Source organism: Marinobacter sp. M3C, assembly GCF_023311895.1.
Taxonomy (GTDB): domain Bacteria; phylum Pseudomonadota; class Gammaproteobacteria; order Pseudomonadales; family Oleiphilaceae; genus Marinobacter.
In genome coordinates this window covers 3,929,935-3,945,459 of record NZ_CP092284.1, presented here as the reverse complement: position 1 = coordinate 3,945,459, position 15,525 = coordinate 3,929,935, and the positions used below count along the sequence as shown (strand labels likewise).

The window sequence follows — 15,525 nt, the reverse complement described above, 5'->3', positions numbered from 1 at the left end:
CATACTTCCCATCAACCAACCATAAGTACGGGGAAAACAATGAAAAAAACCTTAACCCTTGTCATTACTATTGCATCTCTGGCGGCCACTTTCGCCTGGGCGGAAGAACCCCGCTCAGGCGGCGTTATCAACACGGTGATACAGCCTGAACCGCCCGGCATTATTGCCGGGGTTCACCAGAACGCACCGACCCAGATGATCTCCGGCAACATCTATGAAAGCCTGCTGCGTTACGATACCGACCTCAAACCCATGCCGCAGCTGGCCCGTGACTGGACAGTCAGCGAAGATGGCCTGACCTACACATTCTACCTGCATGAAAACGCCACCTGGCACGATGGCGAGCCTTTCACTTCCGCAGATGTGGTGTTCTCCACCGATGTTTACCTGCGTGAAATGAACCCTCGCACCCGGACGATTCTTTCCCACGTCAAGAGCATCGAAGCTCCTGACGATCACACCGTGGTATTCACGCTCAAAAACGCCTTTGGCCCTTTTATGCTGGCCTTTGAAGCGGGCACCATGCCGATGATGCCCAAGCATATCTATGAAAATACCGACTTCCGAACCAACGAGGCCAACAATCATCCGATTGGCACCGGCCCGTTCAAGTTCGAAAGCTGGGACCGTGGCCGCGTCATTAAGCTGGTGAAAAACGAAGACTATTACGAGGAAGGGCTGCCCTACCTGGACGGCATCAACTGGCACGTTATTCCGGATGCTTCGTCGCGTGCGGTGGCTTACGAAAACGGTACGATCGACGTGCTACCGGCCAACTCGGTCGAAAACTTTGATATCCCGCGTCTGAGCGAACTCGATAACACCTGTCGTACCGAACAGGGTCAGGAGTACTTCAGCCCCTTCGCCATGCTGTGGATGAACAACCGCGAAGGCCCGACGGCGGATAAACGCTTTCGTCAGGCAGTCATGTACGCGCTTGACCGTGAATTTGTCCGCGATGTGCTGTGGAACGGTTTGGGCAAGGTACCGCTTTCCTCCTTTGGCTCGAATGCCAGCTTCCAGAATGACAGCCTGCCACCTTATGAACACGACCCGGAACGCGCCCGTGAACTGTTGGATGAAATGGGCTACAAGGGTGAAGAAATACGCTTGTTGCCGATTCCCTACGGCGAAACCTGGGTACGCTGGGCCGAAGCGGTTCAGCAGAATCTGCAGGAAGTGGGCATCAACGTCACCACACAGTCCACTGATGTCGGTGGCTGGAACCAGCGCCTGGCCGAGTGGGACTACGATCTCGCCTTTACCTACCTCTTTCAATACGGCGACCCGGCCCTGGGTATCTCACGGACCTATATTTCCAGCAATATCGCGAAAGGCTCTCAATGGAACAACGTCGAAGGTTATAAGAACGAGCGCGTAGACGAGCTGTTCGACCTGGCGGCGACCGCCTACCCGGACGAAAAACGTAAAGAGTACTACCACGAGGTTCAGGAGATTCTTCACGACGAGGTCCCGGTCGGCTGGTTGCTTGAACTGGGTTTCCCGACCATCTACCGCTGTGATGTTAAAAACCTTGTCACCACAGGCATTGGCCTTAACGACGGCTTTAAAAACGCCTGGTTTGACCGGTAACACGACGTTGGGCGGCGTTTCGCCGCCCAACTCTCGCATCACGTCGCCACGGGAGTAATAGCATGCTCTATGCTAGGTTGATCATCATGCGGCTTTTGAAAGCCGTCATTGTTCTGTTTCTGATCGTTATCTTCAATTTTTTCCTGATTCATATGGCCCCCGGTGATCCAGCGGTTGTAATGGCCGGTGAAGCGGGTGCCACCGACGCGGAATTCCTGAATCAGCTGCGCGAGCAGTTTGGGCTTGATCAGCCGCTTTACGTCCAGCTGTGGAATTACGTATCAGGCATCGCCACACTGGATTTCGGTTATTCCTACCGTCAGCAGACGCCGGTGTTTGACCTGATTATGGACCGTTTGCCCGCAACCTTGCTGCTGACCGGCACGGCCTTCGTCATGTCACTGGGCCTGGGCATTCTGGCAGGATCTATGGCGGCGGCACGGGCTAAAAAACTTAGCGGTTCGCTGATCATGGCACTCGCGCTGGTATTTTACGCCACGCCGCTGTTTTGGGTGGCGCTGATGGCTGTAATGCTGTTTTCGGTGCAACTTGAATGGCTGCCCGCTTACGGTTACTACACCGTGGGCGCCGATCTCACCGGCTTTGCCCTGGTGCTGGATATCGGTCAGCACCTGATTCTTCCCGCCACCACCCTGGCGCTGTTTTCCATGGCCGTTTATACCCGTATGACGCGCACCTCCATGCTGGAGGCTAGCCAGCAGGATTACGTCAAGACAGCAAGGGCCAAAGGGCTGGCACCCGGGGTCATTCAGCGGCGGCATATTCTGCGCAATGCCCTGCTTCCAATTATCACCTTGGCAGGCTTGCAGGCTGGCCAGATGGTAGGGGGCGCAATTCTCACTGAAACGGTTTTCGCCTGGCCGGGTATCGGCCGCCTGATGTTCGAGGCACTGATGCAACGTGACTACAACCTGCTGCTAGGAATCTTTTTCTTCTCTGCTGCACTAGTCATTGTGTTCAACATCATTACCGACCTTGTTTATGGCCTGGTTGACCCGCGTATCAAGGAGTCATCATGAATTTCTTTGCCCGCTTCGCCCAGAACCGTGGAGCCCTGGTCGGGTTGATCATACTGACCATCATTATTCTGATGGCGATCACCGCCCCTTTGTTTTTCCCCGAGTCGCCGTGGCGGATGTTGCAGCGCCCCTTCCTGACACCCTTTGAAGTTGATGGTTTCCCGATGGGCACCGACACCATGGGCCGCAACGTCGCCGCTGGGCTGATGCACGGTGCCTGGGTGTCGCTGCTGATTGGCTTGGTATCCACCACTGTGGCGCTGCTGATTGGCTTGCCGCTGGGAGCCATTGCGGGTTACTACGGTGGTCTGCTCGATGATGCGCTGATGCGGTTCACCGAGTTCTTCCAGACCATTCCCAGCTTTGCTCTGGCTATTGTCCTGGTCGCCATCATGCAGCCCAGCGTGACCTCGATTGTACTGGCCATTGCGCTGGTCAGCTGGCCACCGGTGGCCCGTTTGGTGCGTGCGGAGTTCATGTCGTTGCGCAACCGTGAGTATGTCGAAGCGGCGCGTCTGGTCGGCCAGGGCAACACGACTATCATCCTGCGCCAGATCCTGCCTAACGCCATGTCGCCGATTATTGTCCTGGCGTCCTTGATGGTGGCTACCGCTATCCTGCTGGAGTCCTCTCTTTCCTTTCTGGGGCTGGGTGACCCGAACGTCATGTCATGGGGCTATATGATTGGCGCCGCTCGCACGGTTATTCGCCAGGCCTGGTGGCTAAGTTTCTTCCCTGGGCTGGCCATTCTACTCACCGTACTGGCCTTGAACCTGGTCGGAGAAGGCCTCGACGATGCGCTTAATCCGAAACTTAGCCGAGAACGCTCATGAATAAGGGAAACCATATAGCTTCAACAACCGATACTCCCTTGCTGAGCCTGCAGGATCTGACCATTGCGCTGCCCACGGGGGCGGACCGCGCCTATGCTGTGGAAAACCTCAGCTACGATGTACTGCGCGGCGAAATTCTATGCGTAGTGGGCGAATCCGGTTCCGGCAAGTCCATGGCCGCCAACGCCCTCATGGGTCTTTTGCCCAAGGGCGTTCGACCGGTGGGCGGCAAGGCAATGTTTGCCGGGCAAAACCTGTTGAGCATCACCGAAAAGCAGCATCGCGAACTGCGTGGCCTGCGCATTGGCATGATTTTCCAGGAGCCGATGACCGCCTTGAACCCCTTGATGCGAGTCGGTGCGCAGATCAACGAGGTCTTCGAAGCCCACAGCCAGCTGAACAGAGCCGAACGTGGCGCCAAAGCGCTGGAGCTATTAAAGGAAGTGGGTCTTCCCGACCCGGAAAAAGCCATTCGCGCTTACCCTTTTCAGCTTTCCGGCGGTCAGCGCCAGCGGGTCATGATTGCCATGGCCCTAGCATTAGAGCCAGAGCTATTGATTGCCGACGAGCCAACCACGGCATTGGATGTTACCACTCAGGCCCAGATTCTGGACCTGATTATTGATCTGCAAAAAAGACACGGAATGGCAGTGATGTTTATCACCCATGACTTCGGGGTGGTGGCTGAAATTGCCACTCGGGTTTGTGTGATGCGCCATGGCCAGATTATTGAGCTCGGCGAGGCCAAGGAGGTACTGGCCAACCCGCAACATGAATACACCCGTGCCTTGATCGAGGCGATCCCCAGCGATATCGTGCCGGACGCCCGCGGGGCAGAAACCGACACGCTGTTGCTGGATGTCAAAGGTCTCAACAAGGTCTTCCGCTCCAGTGGCGGCCTGTTCAAGCCCGCCCGTGAAGTGCATGCCCTCGACAACGTGTCGTTTTCACTCGCCAAGGGCGAAACCATCGGCATTGTTGGCGAATCCGGCTCGGGAAAATCCACCTTGGGGCGCTGCATTGTGCGTCTGGAGACCCCGGATAGCGGCACCATGAGCCTGTCCGGCATCGATTTCATGCAGCTCAACGGGGAGTCGCTGCGCCGCGAACGCAAACGCGTGCAGATGATTTTTCAGGACCCCTACGCATCCCTCAACCCGCGTACAAGGGTGGGCATGGCCATTGCTCAAGGCCCGATTGCCAATGGCGTGCCCAAGAAGAAAGCCCTGATACAGGCCGACGACCTGCTCGAACTGGTGGGCCTGGCCAACACCGCTAACCGCTTTCCACATGAGTTTTCCGGTGGGCAACGCCAGCGGATCGGCATCGCCCGCGCACTGGCGCTGGAGCCGGAACTGATTGTTGCCGATGAAGCTGTCTCGGCGCTGGATGTGTCGATTCAGGCCCAAATTCTGAAGCTGTTGGAAGACCTCAAGCAGAAACTCTCGTTATCGCTTCTGTTCATCACCCATGATTTGCGGGTGGCTGCCCAGATCTGCGATCACATTATCGTCATGCAGCATGGTCGTATTGTGGAACAGGGCCCTGCCCGTGACGTCTTCCTGGCGCCACAGCAGGCGTATACCCGCCAGTTGCTAGAGGCAATTCCCGGCCGACCGGAGGCCACTGAAACCGCAGCACAACAACGAGGCTCTGAATGAATGCACTATTAGCCGAAATCATCGCCATCGTCGGCCCGTCGCATCTGCTGGAGGGTGATGATGTCAGCGCCCGGCGCGATGACTGGATGCACGGAACGCCCTGCCGGGCACGCGCCATTGTGCGCCCGGCAGATGCCGAACAGCTTTCTCAGGTGATGGCCGCATGCCATCGGACTCGCCAGCCAGTCGTTCCCCACGGCGGGCTGACGGGCCTGGTCGGCGGCAGCGTGGCCAGCTCTGGCGAACTGGCAATTTCGCTGGAGCGGATGAACCAGATCGACGCCATTGATCCGATCAGCGGCACCTTGACCGTGCAGGCGGGCACGCCCCTTCAGCGGGTGCAGGAGGCTGCCGCCGAGGCGGGCATGCAATTCGCCCTCGATTTAGGTGCGCGTGGTTCCTGCACGGTGGGCGGCAATATCGCCACCAATGCCGGGGGTGTGCGGGTGATTCGTTACGGCATGATGCGTGAGCAGGTACTGGGGCTTGAAGCGGTACTCGCCGATGGCACCCTGGTCAGTTCGATGAACCACATGCTCAAGAACAATGCCGGTTACGACCTGAAGCAGTTGTTTATCGGCAGTGAGGGTACGCTGGGCATCGTTACTCGGGCGGTACTCAAGCTGAAACCCCAGCAACCAGCCACGCAGACCGCCATGGTCGCCTGCGACACCTTCAACGACCTGACCGCGCTGCTGCAATACGTGCGTCAGGCACTGGGCGAGCAGCTCGCGGCGTTTGAAGTCATGTGGCACAACCACTATGCGCTGCTCACCGAAGAAAGCGGTCGCCATACGCCACCGTTAGCGACCAATGCGGCGTTTTACGTCTTGATCGAAACCCTTGGCAGCGACCAGGAGGCGACGGCCCAACGTTTTGAAAGCGTGATTGAACGTGCTTTGGAAAACGGCCATATCAGCGATGCTGTGATAGCCAACGCCACCCACCAGCGTGACCGTTTATGGGCGATCCGCGAGGATATCGAAGGCCTTTTACATCACCTCAATCCGTATTTTGCATTTGATGTCAGCCTACCGATTCCCGAGATGGAGCACTATGCGCGCACCCTCGAAGAGCAGGTCGCTCAGCGCTGGCCGGACGGCCGAATCGTCGTATTTGGTCATCTGGGCGATGGCAATTTGCATATCGCCGTGACCACCGGCCACCCCGATGACGCAGCGCTAGCAGACGACAAGCTCGCCGTGGAGGCGCTCGTTTATTTGCCACTGGCGGCCATGGGAGGCTCTGTTTCCGCCGAGCATGGCATCGGCCTAGACAAACGCGCCTACCTGCACCTGTCACGGACATCGGCGGAAATTTCCTTGATGCGCACGTTGAAACAGGCGCTCGACCCGCACGCCCTGCTCAATCGCCATAAGATACTGCCGGTTGAGGTGCCTTGAACTTTTCCGGCGTTCGACGCCAGTTCGCGCAACGACGCGATAGCGGGCAGTTATCCACTATCGCGCTGATTGCGACCATCGGGTTGTTCTGGGGCGGCAACTGGCCAGCGGTACGTTTTATTCTGGCCGACATTCCCCCGTTCACACTGCGTTCCATTGGCTTCACCACTGGCGCGGTGCTGCTGCTTAGCTGGGCGTACTGGCGACGTTTACCGTTGAAGGTGTCGTCAAAAGAATGGCCGTGGCTGGCGGTAACGGGGCTGTTCACGATTCTAGGGTTCAACTTGGCGACGGCCTTCGGCCAGCTGCGCATGCCGACCTCGCAAGCCGCCATTATCGCCTTCAGTATGCCCTGTTGGGCGTTATTGCTGGGCTGGTGGCTGCTTGGTCAGCGTATCACCAGACGCCAGTGGCTGGGGCTTGCCTGCGGGCAGGCTGGGCTTTTGGTGCTGTTGGGGCCTTCGGCCTTGCAAGGTGGCAGCCAGGGGTTGGTTGGCCCCCTGATCATGCTCGGTGCCGCCCTGTCATGGGCGCTAGGCACGGTATTGATCAAGCGGCGCGGCGGCTGGGAAAGCCATGCGGTGGTGATTACCGGCTGGCAATTTTTGTTGTGTGCCATCCCCATGATTATCATGATGGTCGCCCTAGAGCCCATGCCCAAACCCGCCACCTGGCAGACGTCCACCTGGCTGGCGCTAGGCTACCATCTGCTGTTTTCGATCACCCTGGCGCAGATGCTGTGGTTCATGAACGTTAACCGTCTGACCATTGCCCAGGCAACCATTTCGACCTTGATCATTCCCACCGTGGGGGTATCCAGCGCGATCGTGCTGCTGGGAGAACCGCTCAGCCCCAAGGTGTTTATCGCCCTGCTGCTGACGCTGGCTGCGGTGGCTATCGTCATGTTCAAGCGTGCGGGCCCTGCCACTGGCACCCCCTAACCCCCAATTAACCTGCCCATGCGATATATCTTTAAAATAGTGACCTTAAAAGGCTGTTCGCCAATGTACAGCATGTTGAAAGAAGCACTGGCGTTCGGTATTCAGGCTGAAAACGTCCAGTTTGTTGAATGCTGCCGCAGTGCCGAGCACCAAATCTTCCACGAAGAGCTAACAGAGCTGGAAAAGACAGCCGGGCTGAATCTCAAGCGCGCATTTGAGTTTGGCGAAGGTGCGGACTGGGTTGGGTACTTATCCGCTGATATTCTCAATACATGGCTGACCGACAAAACGGCTCACGTTTACTTCTGTGGCCCTATGCCATTTATGGCGTCCCTCTAAGGGCATACTTAACAGCATAGGATTCACCGACGACCAGTTGCACTACGAAGTATTTGGGCCAACAACCGAATTGCCGGCAGCCCACTGGCGTTATAAAGCCATTGCCGGCACGGCTCAGACTTCAATAGTTCTGTCTGCAACAAACAGTGATGGCTCATATTCTTTCGGATAGGCGCCTGGGTTGGCAAATACTCGGGTGCCATCAACCTGCAGATCCACCGGCTCGTGAACGTGGCCGTGAACCCACAGATTCATTTTCCCCATCAGTGCCCGCAAATCCGAAGCAAAAGCCGGCGACAACGAGTCACCCTGATATTTTGGCGGAATACACTCCGGTAATGGCGCATGGTGGCTAATCACCACTCGCGGGCCCGGGCAAGGTTCGCTTAACGCCGCCTTAAGCCAGGCCATGGCTTCTGCATGCAACCTCTGACTTTCTACAATGGAGAACACCTCGCCCACCGGTTGCTCGATAATGCGGAAATCAGGCATAAACGCGAGCGCACGTTGTTCAGTCTGCAACGGATCATAGTCAGGTTGGCCGGTATACAGACCAAAATCTGTCCATAGTGTGCTGCCATGAAAGCGGACGCCGTCAATGTTCACCGTGTCATTATCAAGCAGGTGAATTCCCAGGCGCTTGGCGTCGGCCCGCAATGCTCTGCGCACGTCGGGCATGCTTGTTCCATAAAACTCGTGATTGCCCGGAACGTAGATGATGTTCTGCCCGGTAAATCGTTCCGCCGCCCATACGAGGCCTTCCGTTATACGATGAATGTCACCAGCAAGGATAACCACATCTGCGGCCACATCAGGCAGGTCGCGACCTTCCTGAAAACATTCAATGTGCAAATCCGACAGTATTCGCAAGCGCACAATCTTATCTCCCTGGAAAACCTGAGTGGATTTTTTCTCAGGAGTTAGCCTACTCGGTTTGACGCGTCTGGGGCTATAATCCTCGGGGTCAGATCTTGCGTTTTGCCTCCCGAATAATTCGGATTACGCGAGAATAAGGCAGAATGAGACGATTACAGGGAAAGGGAGCGACAATCTCAACCCCCAGCGCTTGGAATTTGAAACCGCGTTGCTTATTTCCAGCAAGTGTTGCGCAGGGCTGCGTCGCCGACTGAAACGCCGCGCACGCCGATTGAGTTCAGGGTAAAGCTTCCACAGTCATCCGCAGCCATCGATCCGCCGGTAACGGGAGTCATTTTGAGTTCATAACCGACAGCAGTCAGCGTTGCCGTTGGAATTGAAAGCTGATAGATTTTGCTACCGTCTGCAGGCGACTGCTTTAGGGTGGCTGGGATTTGATCGATCACATCGTTGCCGGCGCGATCTTTTTTAAAACTGTCATTGGCAGCATAAAAACGCTGCATAAACTGGGCAACCTGCAACAACTGGGTTCGGGCGTCCGCCCGCTTTGCGCGCGCTATATACTGGGTATAAGACGGCAGCGCTATGCTGGCTAAAATTGCGACAATTACCACCGCGATCATGAGCTCGATCAAGGTAAACCCGGAACTAAACCGCCACGGTGAGGGTTTGAACGAGTGGAAATTAAATCGCATAAAACATACTCCTGATTGAGTGCGAGGGAGGGTATTTTCCCCGCTAACGCATAAAAACTTGACGCCACTGGCGCGATATTATTCGTGGTAGTGATATGGGGGGGGGGCCAATTTCGCAACTTGTGCCAATTCTCTCGCCGACTGTTGCACCAGCCCCGATTGTTAGAGCGCCAGCTTTATGGACTTTGGCTCTACCCGTGACGTTAGCCAAAGCGCCAACAGTGATAGCGCCTGCTTTGGCGGTTTCAACATTACCGCCAACGTTTGCGCTAGCCCCGATGGTGATAGCGCCAGATTTGCCGGAGCAGACACTACGGCCAATATTTGCGCCAGTCCCAACGGTAATGGCTCCAGCGTTGGTGCTGACGTTGCCATCAACTTTTGCGTCTTCCTCAACTGTAATTGCACCGGTGTTAGTGGTTACCGAGCCATTGACTTCGGCACCGCTTTTGATGGTAATAGCGCCGGCACCAGTCCCGCTGCCGATGGTGGTGGTAGCGACATCGCCCGTAACTTTTGCGTCAACTCCTATCGTGATGGCACCCGCCCCACTAGAGAGGATCGAGCCTGTGATCGTGCTTCTATCGCCGACGTTGATGGCGCCAAATTTAGTGTTGAGATCACCGATTATGGTGCTGTCATCGCCGATGTTTATAACACCCGCCTCACTAGAGCTGATCGAACCTGTGACCGTGCTTCTATCGCCGACGTTGATAGCACCAGATTTGGTGGTGAGTTTGCCGACTATGGTGCTGTCAGCACCGATGTTGATGACGCCTGCTTCGGTGGTGGTCAGGTCACCTTCAACTTGACTGTTAGCACCGATGGTGATGGTGCCAGTGATGGCGTTGTTGCCAATAATTTTTCCTTTAAAAATTGTGTTAGCGCCTAAATCGGTAATCCCGGTAACCGTAATAGTCAGGTCGGTGGGGTTTCCTGCTGCATTGATTTGTGTGGGGCTGACGGTAGTGAAGTCACCGATGACAGTGATCGCTATTGGCCCTGTGATGGTGATCGTGTCTGAGGCGGCAAGCGTTAGCGGAGTGCAGGTGTAAACATCACTCACAGGTCCTGCGCAGGCTGCCGGGATATTGCCAGGGAAGGTGTAATCTTCCGCTTGAGCCGGTAGCCAAACCAGGAACAATAATAATGGGACCAGCCGCAATATCCATTGACGTGCGTCGAAACCGAATAACCGGCTGTAACAAAATAGTGCCAGATACTGCCGTGAACACGGTCCCCGATTATTGGACATTCTAACGGTGGATAAAACAGTGCACGAAAGCTTAATCATGGATGATTTTATCCTGTGTTTTAATATGTGAATTTAATCATCATCAACTTCATAAAAACGTATTTTAATCTGAGATTGCAGCCAGACTTCACTGCCAACAGGACGGCCGGCATCCTTCTCCACTTCAGGACCAAATCCGCGGGCGGTGATCCGAAATGAGGAATCCGGATCTACATCAGAATCCGGGTCTATATCATACTTTGCTGGTACAGCTGGTACAGCTGGTACAGCCGATGGCTCACCCCCCGGTCCAGCCGGTACAGCCGGTACAGCCGGTACAGTCTTCGCTACAGTCGTCGCTACAATCATACGCTCGACCATGCACTCGGGTGCTCGCTTGTAGGTGGTGACCATGCCAGTTTGGTTGACCATGATCAGAGGAAGCGGGTAAACCTTATTAGATGAGGTGTCGTCCCACATTGTCGGCTTTTGCCAATTCGGCGGTGTAGCCTCAGATAAAATATTATCGTCACTAAATGTGGTTACATAGTCATCGGTGCCACCAGCGGCAACGGTTAATATCTGCAAAACAGAACGCTCGCAATGCTGTAAAGCAATCTCCGCGGCTTGGGTAGCCAGTTCAGTGGTGCGTACATTGCCGGACACACTGACTGTGGAGCTGGCATTGCGGATACTGGTTACGGCAAGCAGCGAGATTACGACTAATACAATCAGCGCAATGATCAGTACTACGCCATGCTGGGATTGCGCCAATCGAAAGTGCGGCGAGATTTTTCTCGGCGTTGGGCTGGGTGCAGATTGGACGGATATTTTCATGATTAGGTGGGGCCCGCAATTTCTAGCCAATTTCGCAACATGACTGTGGTGGAGTAAGTGCGCCGTAGCCGAAGGTCATCTGGGGGGGCGGTTTCCAGAGTGCCGGCACAGTTGAAGTAACGCGCTGAGGCCAGGTCTGACACCACGGCATTCTCGCTGCGCACCAGTAGGCAAATGCGAACCGTGACGACTTTTCTCCAGCGTTCCTGAGAGGTAAAAGCCGCCAAGACGTCGGGGTCGGGAGTCGCGAGGAGTTCATCGGCGCGCAAATAGCCGGCCACAGTTCGCGTTTGGCCGTCGGGGATCTCTACCCCATAGGTGATCTGCATGTCCTCAATGTTCTCGACTAAGGGTTGGGCTGTGCTGTCGATACCATTACCTTGGCAATACAGGCTGGGTGCGGCAGTAGCGGAGGATGAGTCAATATAAAACCGATTGTCTGCCACGAAATAGAACACATCTTTAAGCTCGGCAGAGAAAACGTCTGAACCGTAGCCAGCTGGAATTCCGGGGATTACGGCCTTAATCTTATCCAACGCATACCCAAGGCAGTCGGTCGGGAGCGGTGGGGTGGCGGTGGTGGGCACAGTATTGAAGTCATCTGCTTCGTAACTAAGCGCAATGGAGTCTGGTACAGCGATAACGGGATCAGGTACGGCGCAGACGAGGCCATCGAGACTGGTTGCCGCATTAATGTTGCTGAACGCTCCGTCGCAGCCACGAATGCTGTAATCGGAGAGCTCGAACGCTGGTGTAATTGATGAGTCGACAAACACAGGCAATATATCACCACCATATGTCAGACCGGAAGCTATCGGCTTCGTGTAGATAGGGTCTTTTACACTGGTGTCGAGCCGATTAGTCTGGTCGGGGTTGTTGCCCGCCATTCGTAACTGCTGGGTCAGAATCGTCAGTGCTGCCTGGCCATCTTCGTACATGCGCCCCTGGGCTTCGGCCATTTTTGCGGCCGATGCTGCGCCCGTGTACGCGGACAAAACCGCAACTAAAATGATCAATCCAAGAGCGAGGGAAATCATCAGTTCGATCAACGAGAAACCCTGAAGGTAGCGCGATTCCGGTGAGCGGAAGTGGCGTGTCATAGCTTAAATCTCACGTACAGACAACGCGGGTTGGGGGCAGTGCTCGCTACTCCAGTGGGGCAATTGTCGGAGGATGATGGATTGAGTGCGGCAAACGTGTCGGGCTCCTGCCACATAATCCACAGGTTGCCGATGCCGTTGCTGCAACCGCCGAGGTCGCACGATACGACAATACCGCCAGCAGGCAGTTCGCGACGTGCTGCGACTTGCATCTCATAGACGTCCCGAATGACCATGGTGTATGTATCGCATGTGGGGTAGTCGCAGAGCGAGAGCGGCGGCGCAGATATGTCCGATTGTGTACCGTCGTAACTACTGGGTTTCTCGCTGTAGGGGAAGAGGCGGTCAGGATTGGCCGGATTGGCAGGATTGGCCCGCATGCGTTCGACATAGTTAGATGCCAGGTTAACGGCGGTTGCACGGTAGCCCGCTAATTTTGGCATCTGTACGGAAAAAGTCATCATCGCAACAAGAGGCAGTACCCCAAGCGATAAAAGCAGCGTAGCGACCATGACCTCGATCAAAAAGGCGCCGCTTTGAGGATGACGATTCATAGCTGGTCTCTTCTTCTTAGTTATTGGGGCTAGCCACATGAGGTGGCCCCGTCGCCTGCAATTCGGGCGCGGCCGCTAAGGCCGATACACACCACGCGCTGCACTGTTTTGGCAAACATGCCATCACCGCCAAATGGCATTGTTGTCACCCCATTTAAGCTGCGCAGGCGTCCGGTCGCCGTAAAGCTGAATGTGGTGGAGGATGAGCTGTCGGGTAAGGTGCCCAGAATCGAATTTATCGCGATGATGGGTGCCTGCACGCGCAGCAGTGGGTCGCCTGTGCTTTTGGTCCCGCTATTGTTCAAGTCGTGAAAAATAATCCAGCCACTGACCCAGCCATTACCATCAAGGCCGAAGCCGCTGCCGCAAGCGGGAGTCGCCGCTTCCGGGGCGTCGCTACGACACAGCACAACACCTCCGCCGCGCCGAATGCCTTCACTGCGCGCATAGCGCATGTCGGACAGAAATGTATTCACGTTGCTGGATATCGTGACCTTCTGGATCATCCACTGGAACGATGGCACTGCAAACGCGATGAGGATGGCGACAATGGCGATCACCAACATCAATTCGAGTAGGGTAAATCCGCGAGATTTATACATTGCACTCGGAATACATACAGTGAACCCCTCCGTTAAGACTGCCTTGTCCTGTTAAAAGAGGCTGTGACGTTGCCTCTTGCTCCAAGCAGATTGACTGTAAAGAAATGGGTGTTTCCTAGGCCCTAATGTAGACTCTTTTTCGCCCGGGGAACCGGGCTTCTACAAACTGCTCTCGTGGGTTTTAATACTTACTTCTACTACGCTCAGTCACAGAAATTGAATGCTTATACTCTAGATTGTCGTCAATCCCGGTACTGAAGGGATTCATCGGCTGTTATCCCTATTAGTCGGTGCGTCCCTGGCGTGTAGTTATCTACGATAGGTTATTTCAGCGCTTTTTGTGTGTTTTCATTACAAAAACACACAAATTTTGTGCCACAAAAAAAGCTGTGCAGTCATCCCGCACAACTTTCGGTTCCACCTCAACTTTTAAGCCAAGACGCTTACGTGGCAGCCAGCAAGGCGCTGATTGAGGCAATCACACCACCCAGTATACGACCAGCGCGCTTGTCAGTTTTCTGCATCAAAGCCTCATGGGCAAAGCCATAAAACACCATAAACGGCGCAATCCGTGAGCCACCCACGACCGTGGGCAGCCTGGCCAGTATGGCAATCAGAATGCCAACCAGTATTACCGACAAGCTAATGCCGGTTCCCGTGCACGTATTCAGCGATGTCGATTTTGTCGACAATCAACAGTCGGATTTGGTGATGCCGGGGCCGCCTTTGCGGGGATTTCGTCGCCGGCAGGTTCATAGAGGAGCCAACAGACACAGGCACTCTACACGTCACTTCACGCTGCGTACGACGCGCATTCATGTGCGGCAAAAATCGTGCTACCGGGTGCTGTTACCAGCACCGGCCGGATTTCCTCATCAGAGGTTTTGAATGGTCGACATTCCACCGTCTACACCCATTATCTGCCCCGTAATCCAGGATGCCTTTTCACTAAGCAAAAATGCAGCGGCCTCGGAGGTGTCCTCAGGCTTTCCATATCTTTTGAGCGGATGGCGTTGTCTTCCAGCTTCTTTTTTCGAATCATTGCTGAGCAAGCGCTCCGCCATTGGCGTATCAGTCAACGAGAGCGCAATTCCGTTTACGCGAATATTGGGTGCAAACTCGGCACTCAACGCCCTTACCAGACTCTCTACTCCGCCTTTGGCTGCGGACACCGATGCGTGAAAGGTGAGCCCTCTCTGTACCGCGACGGTACTCAAAAGAACAACCGCTGCATTCCCGGCTTTTTTCATTCCCGGCAGGCAAGCCTGAATGGTATTTACGGCGCCCAACAGGTTGACGGTAAAGTCCTCAAGAAAATCTTTGTTGCTCAGTCGGTGAAAGGGTTTCAGATTAATGCTTCCGCCCAAATACGCCACTCTGGGAAGCTATCCCCGCCTTGGTGAACAATCACCTCTACGAGATTAAGTCACCCCTGATCCTTCAACCCGGGCCAGCTGCGCTGACGGATAGGCAAGACGCGTTGTGTGAGATCATTGACCGGGTGTGAGGACCTGGCCATTCCCTGGCCCCCGAGCAACTGCGCGCTCTTCGAACCGACGCTGAGCTACAACCTGCGGATATCAGAAGCGTTGCGGTGGTCGCCATTGGTAAAGAGTTTGATGTTGAAATCTGCGTGCGGCGATTCGGGTTTTTCCTCTAAAATCGGGACTAATTCAACTTGGAGGATCCTCAGAAAATAAATCTGTCCCGGTTTCTCGTGGGTTGCCTGGCGCCAAACCCACCCGAGATGTCATTTCAAAAAACATCTTCTTTACGCAATGAAACATATTTGCACTATCTAACCATGAATTCCCTGT

Annotated in this window: 16 protein-coding genes and 1 pseudogene; 8 read left to right on the top strand and 9 right to left on the bottom strand. The window is 55.1% G+C overall.

Annotated elements, in window-relative coordinates; genetic code table 11:
* Nucleotides 1-39: 39 nt before the first annotated feature.
* The 7 genes from MIH18_RS18540 (at nucleotide 40) to MIH18_RS18510 (ending at nucleotide 7,810) form a co-directional block, all read left to right on the top strand.
* Nucleotides 40-1,593 (top strand): ABC transporter substrate-binding protein, encoded by a 1,554-nt coding sequence (locus MIH18_RS18540; RefSeq protein ID WP_249005833.1) that lies wholly within the window; start codon nucleotides 40-42, stop codon nucleotides 1,591-1,593.
* A 62-nt stretch (nucleotides 1,594-1,655) separates the two neighbouring features.
* A complete protein-coding gene (locus MIH18_RS18535) occupies nucleotides 1,656-2,633 on the top strand; it encodes an ABC transporter permease (protein ID WP_249013226.1) in 978 nt (325 codons plus the stop codon).
* Entirely contained in the window at nucleotides 2,630-3,466 is an 837-nt protein-coding gene (locus MIH18_RS18530) for an ABC transporter permease (RefSeq protein ID WP_249005835.1), read from the top strand. Before MIH18_RS18535 ends, MIH18_RS18530 begins: the two co-directional genes overlap by 4 nt.
* Nucleotides 3,463-5,127, top strand: a complete 1,665-nt coding sequence (locus tag MIH18_RS18525; RefSeq protein ID WP_249013225.1) for an ABC transporter ATP-binding protein — start codon at nucleotides 3,463-3,465, stop codon at nucleotides 5,125-5,127. Before MIH18_RS18530 ends, MIH18_RS18525 begins: the two co-directional genes overlap by 4 nt.
* On the top strand, nucleotides 5,124-6,530 hold the full coding sequence (locus MIH18_RS18520; RefSeq protein ID WP_249013224.1) for an FAD-linked oxidase C-terminal domain-containing protein: 1,407 nt from the start codon (nucleotides 5,124-5,126) through the stop codon (nucleotides 6,528-6,530). Before MIH18_RS18525 ends, MIH18_RS18520 begins: the two co-directional genes overlap by 4 nt.
* A complete protein-coding gene (locus MIH18_RS18515; protein WP_249013223.1) occupies nucleotides 6,527-7,471 on the top strand; it encodes an EamA family transporter in 945 nt (314 codons plus the stop codon). The genes MIH18_RS18520 and MIH18_RS18515 overlap by 4 nt, the downstream gene beginning before the upstream one ends.
* 63 nt (nucleotides 7,472-7,534) lie before the next feature.
* Complete coding sequence (locus tag MIH18_RS18510; protein ID WP_249013222.1) at nucleotides 7,535-7,810, top strand: hypothetical protein; 276 nt, start codon at nucleotides 7,535-7,537, stop codon at nucleotides 7,808-7,810.
* A gap of 114 nt (nucleotides 7,811-7,924) precedes the next feature.
* On the opposite strand, the gene MIH18_RS18505 is transcribed toward MIH18_RS18510, so the two are convergent.
* From MIH18_RS18505 to MIH18_RS18465, 9 genes are all read right to left on the bottom strand, one after another.
* The gene (locus MIH18_RS18505; protein ID WP_249013221.1) at nucleotides 7,925-8,686 is read right to left on the bottom strand and encodes a metallophosphoesterase; all 762 of its coding nucleotides are present in this window, start codon (nucleotides 8,684-8,686) and stop codon (nucleotides 7,925-7,927) included.
* A 212-nt stretch (nucleotides 8,687-8,898) separates the two neighbouring features.
* Nucleotides 8,899-9,381 (bottom strand): type IV pilin protein, encoded by a 483-nt coding sequence (locus MIH18_RS18500; RefSeq protein ID WP_249013220.1) that lies wholly within the window; start codon nucleotides 9,379-9,381, stop codon nucleotides 8,899-8,901.
* 43 nt (nucleotides 9,382-9,424) lie between these two features.
* Entirely contained in the window at nucleotides 9,425-10,675 is a 1,251-nt protein-coding gene (locus MIH18_RS18495; RefSeq protein WP_249013219.1) for a type II secretory pathway protein, read from the bottom strand.
* A gap of 33 nt (nucleotides 10,676-10,708) precedes the next feature.
* The gene (locus MIH18_RS18490; RefSeq protein ID WP_249013218.1) at nucleotides 10,709-11,452 is read right to left on the bottom strand and encodes a PilX N-terminal domain-containing pilus assembly protein; all 744 of its coding nucleotides are present in this window, start codon (nucleotides 11,450-11,452) and stop codon (nucleotides 10,709-10,711) included.
* Nucleotides 11,453-11,454: 2 nt separating this feature from the next.
* A complete protein-coding gene (locus MIH18_RS18485; RefSeq protein ID WP_249013217.1) occupies nucleotides 11,455-12,552 on the bottom strand; it encodes a PilW family protein in 1,098 nt (365 codons plus the stop codon).
* Nucleotides 12,549-13,106: a type IV pilus modification protein PilV gene (gene pilV / locus MIH18_RS18480; RefSeq protein ID WP_249005845.1), complete on the bottom strand. Its 558-nt coding sequence runs from the start codon at nucleotides 13,104-13,106 to the stop codon at nucleotides 12,549-12,551. Before pilV ends, MIH18_RS18485 begins: the two co-directional genes overlap by 4 nt.
* 29 nt (nucleotides 13,107-13,135) lie before the next feature.
* A complete protein-coding gene (locus tag MIH18_RS18475; RefSeq protein ID WP_249013216.1) occupies nucleotides 13,136-13,708 on the bottom strand; it encodes a GspH/FimT family pseudopilin in 573 nt (190 codons plus the stop codon).
* Between the two features lie 443 nt (nucleotides 13,709-14,151).
* Nucleotides 14,152-14,400, bottom strand: a complete 249-nt coding sequence (locus MIH18_RS18470) for a HupE/UreJ family protein (protein WP_283164775.1) — start codon at nucleotides 14,398-14,400, stop codon at nucleotides 14,152-14,154.
* Between the two features lie 183 nt (nucleotides 14,401-14,583).
* Nucleotides 14,584-15,075: an SDR family oxidoreductase gene (locus MIH18_RS18465; protein ID WP_249013214.1), complete on the bottom strand. Its 492-nt coding sequence runs from the start codon at nucleotides 15,073-15,075 to the stop codon at nucleotides 14,584-14,586.
* 5 nt (nucleotides 15,076-15,080) lie between these two features.
* Here MIH18_RS18465 and MIH18_RS24065 point away from each other — a divergent pair.
* A pseudogene (locus MIH18_RS24065) lies at nucleotides 15,081-15,215 on the top strand (cobalamin-binding protein); the annotation flags it as partial.
* Nucleotides 15,216-15,525: the final 310 nt, after the last annotated feature.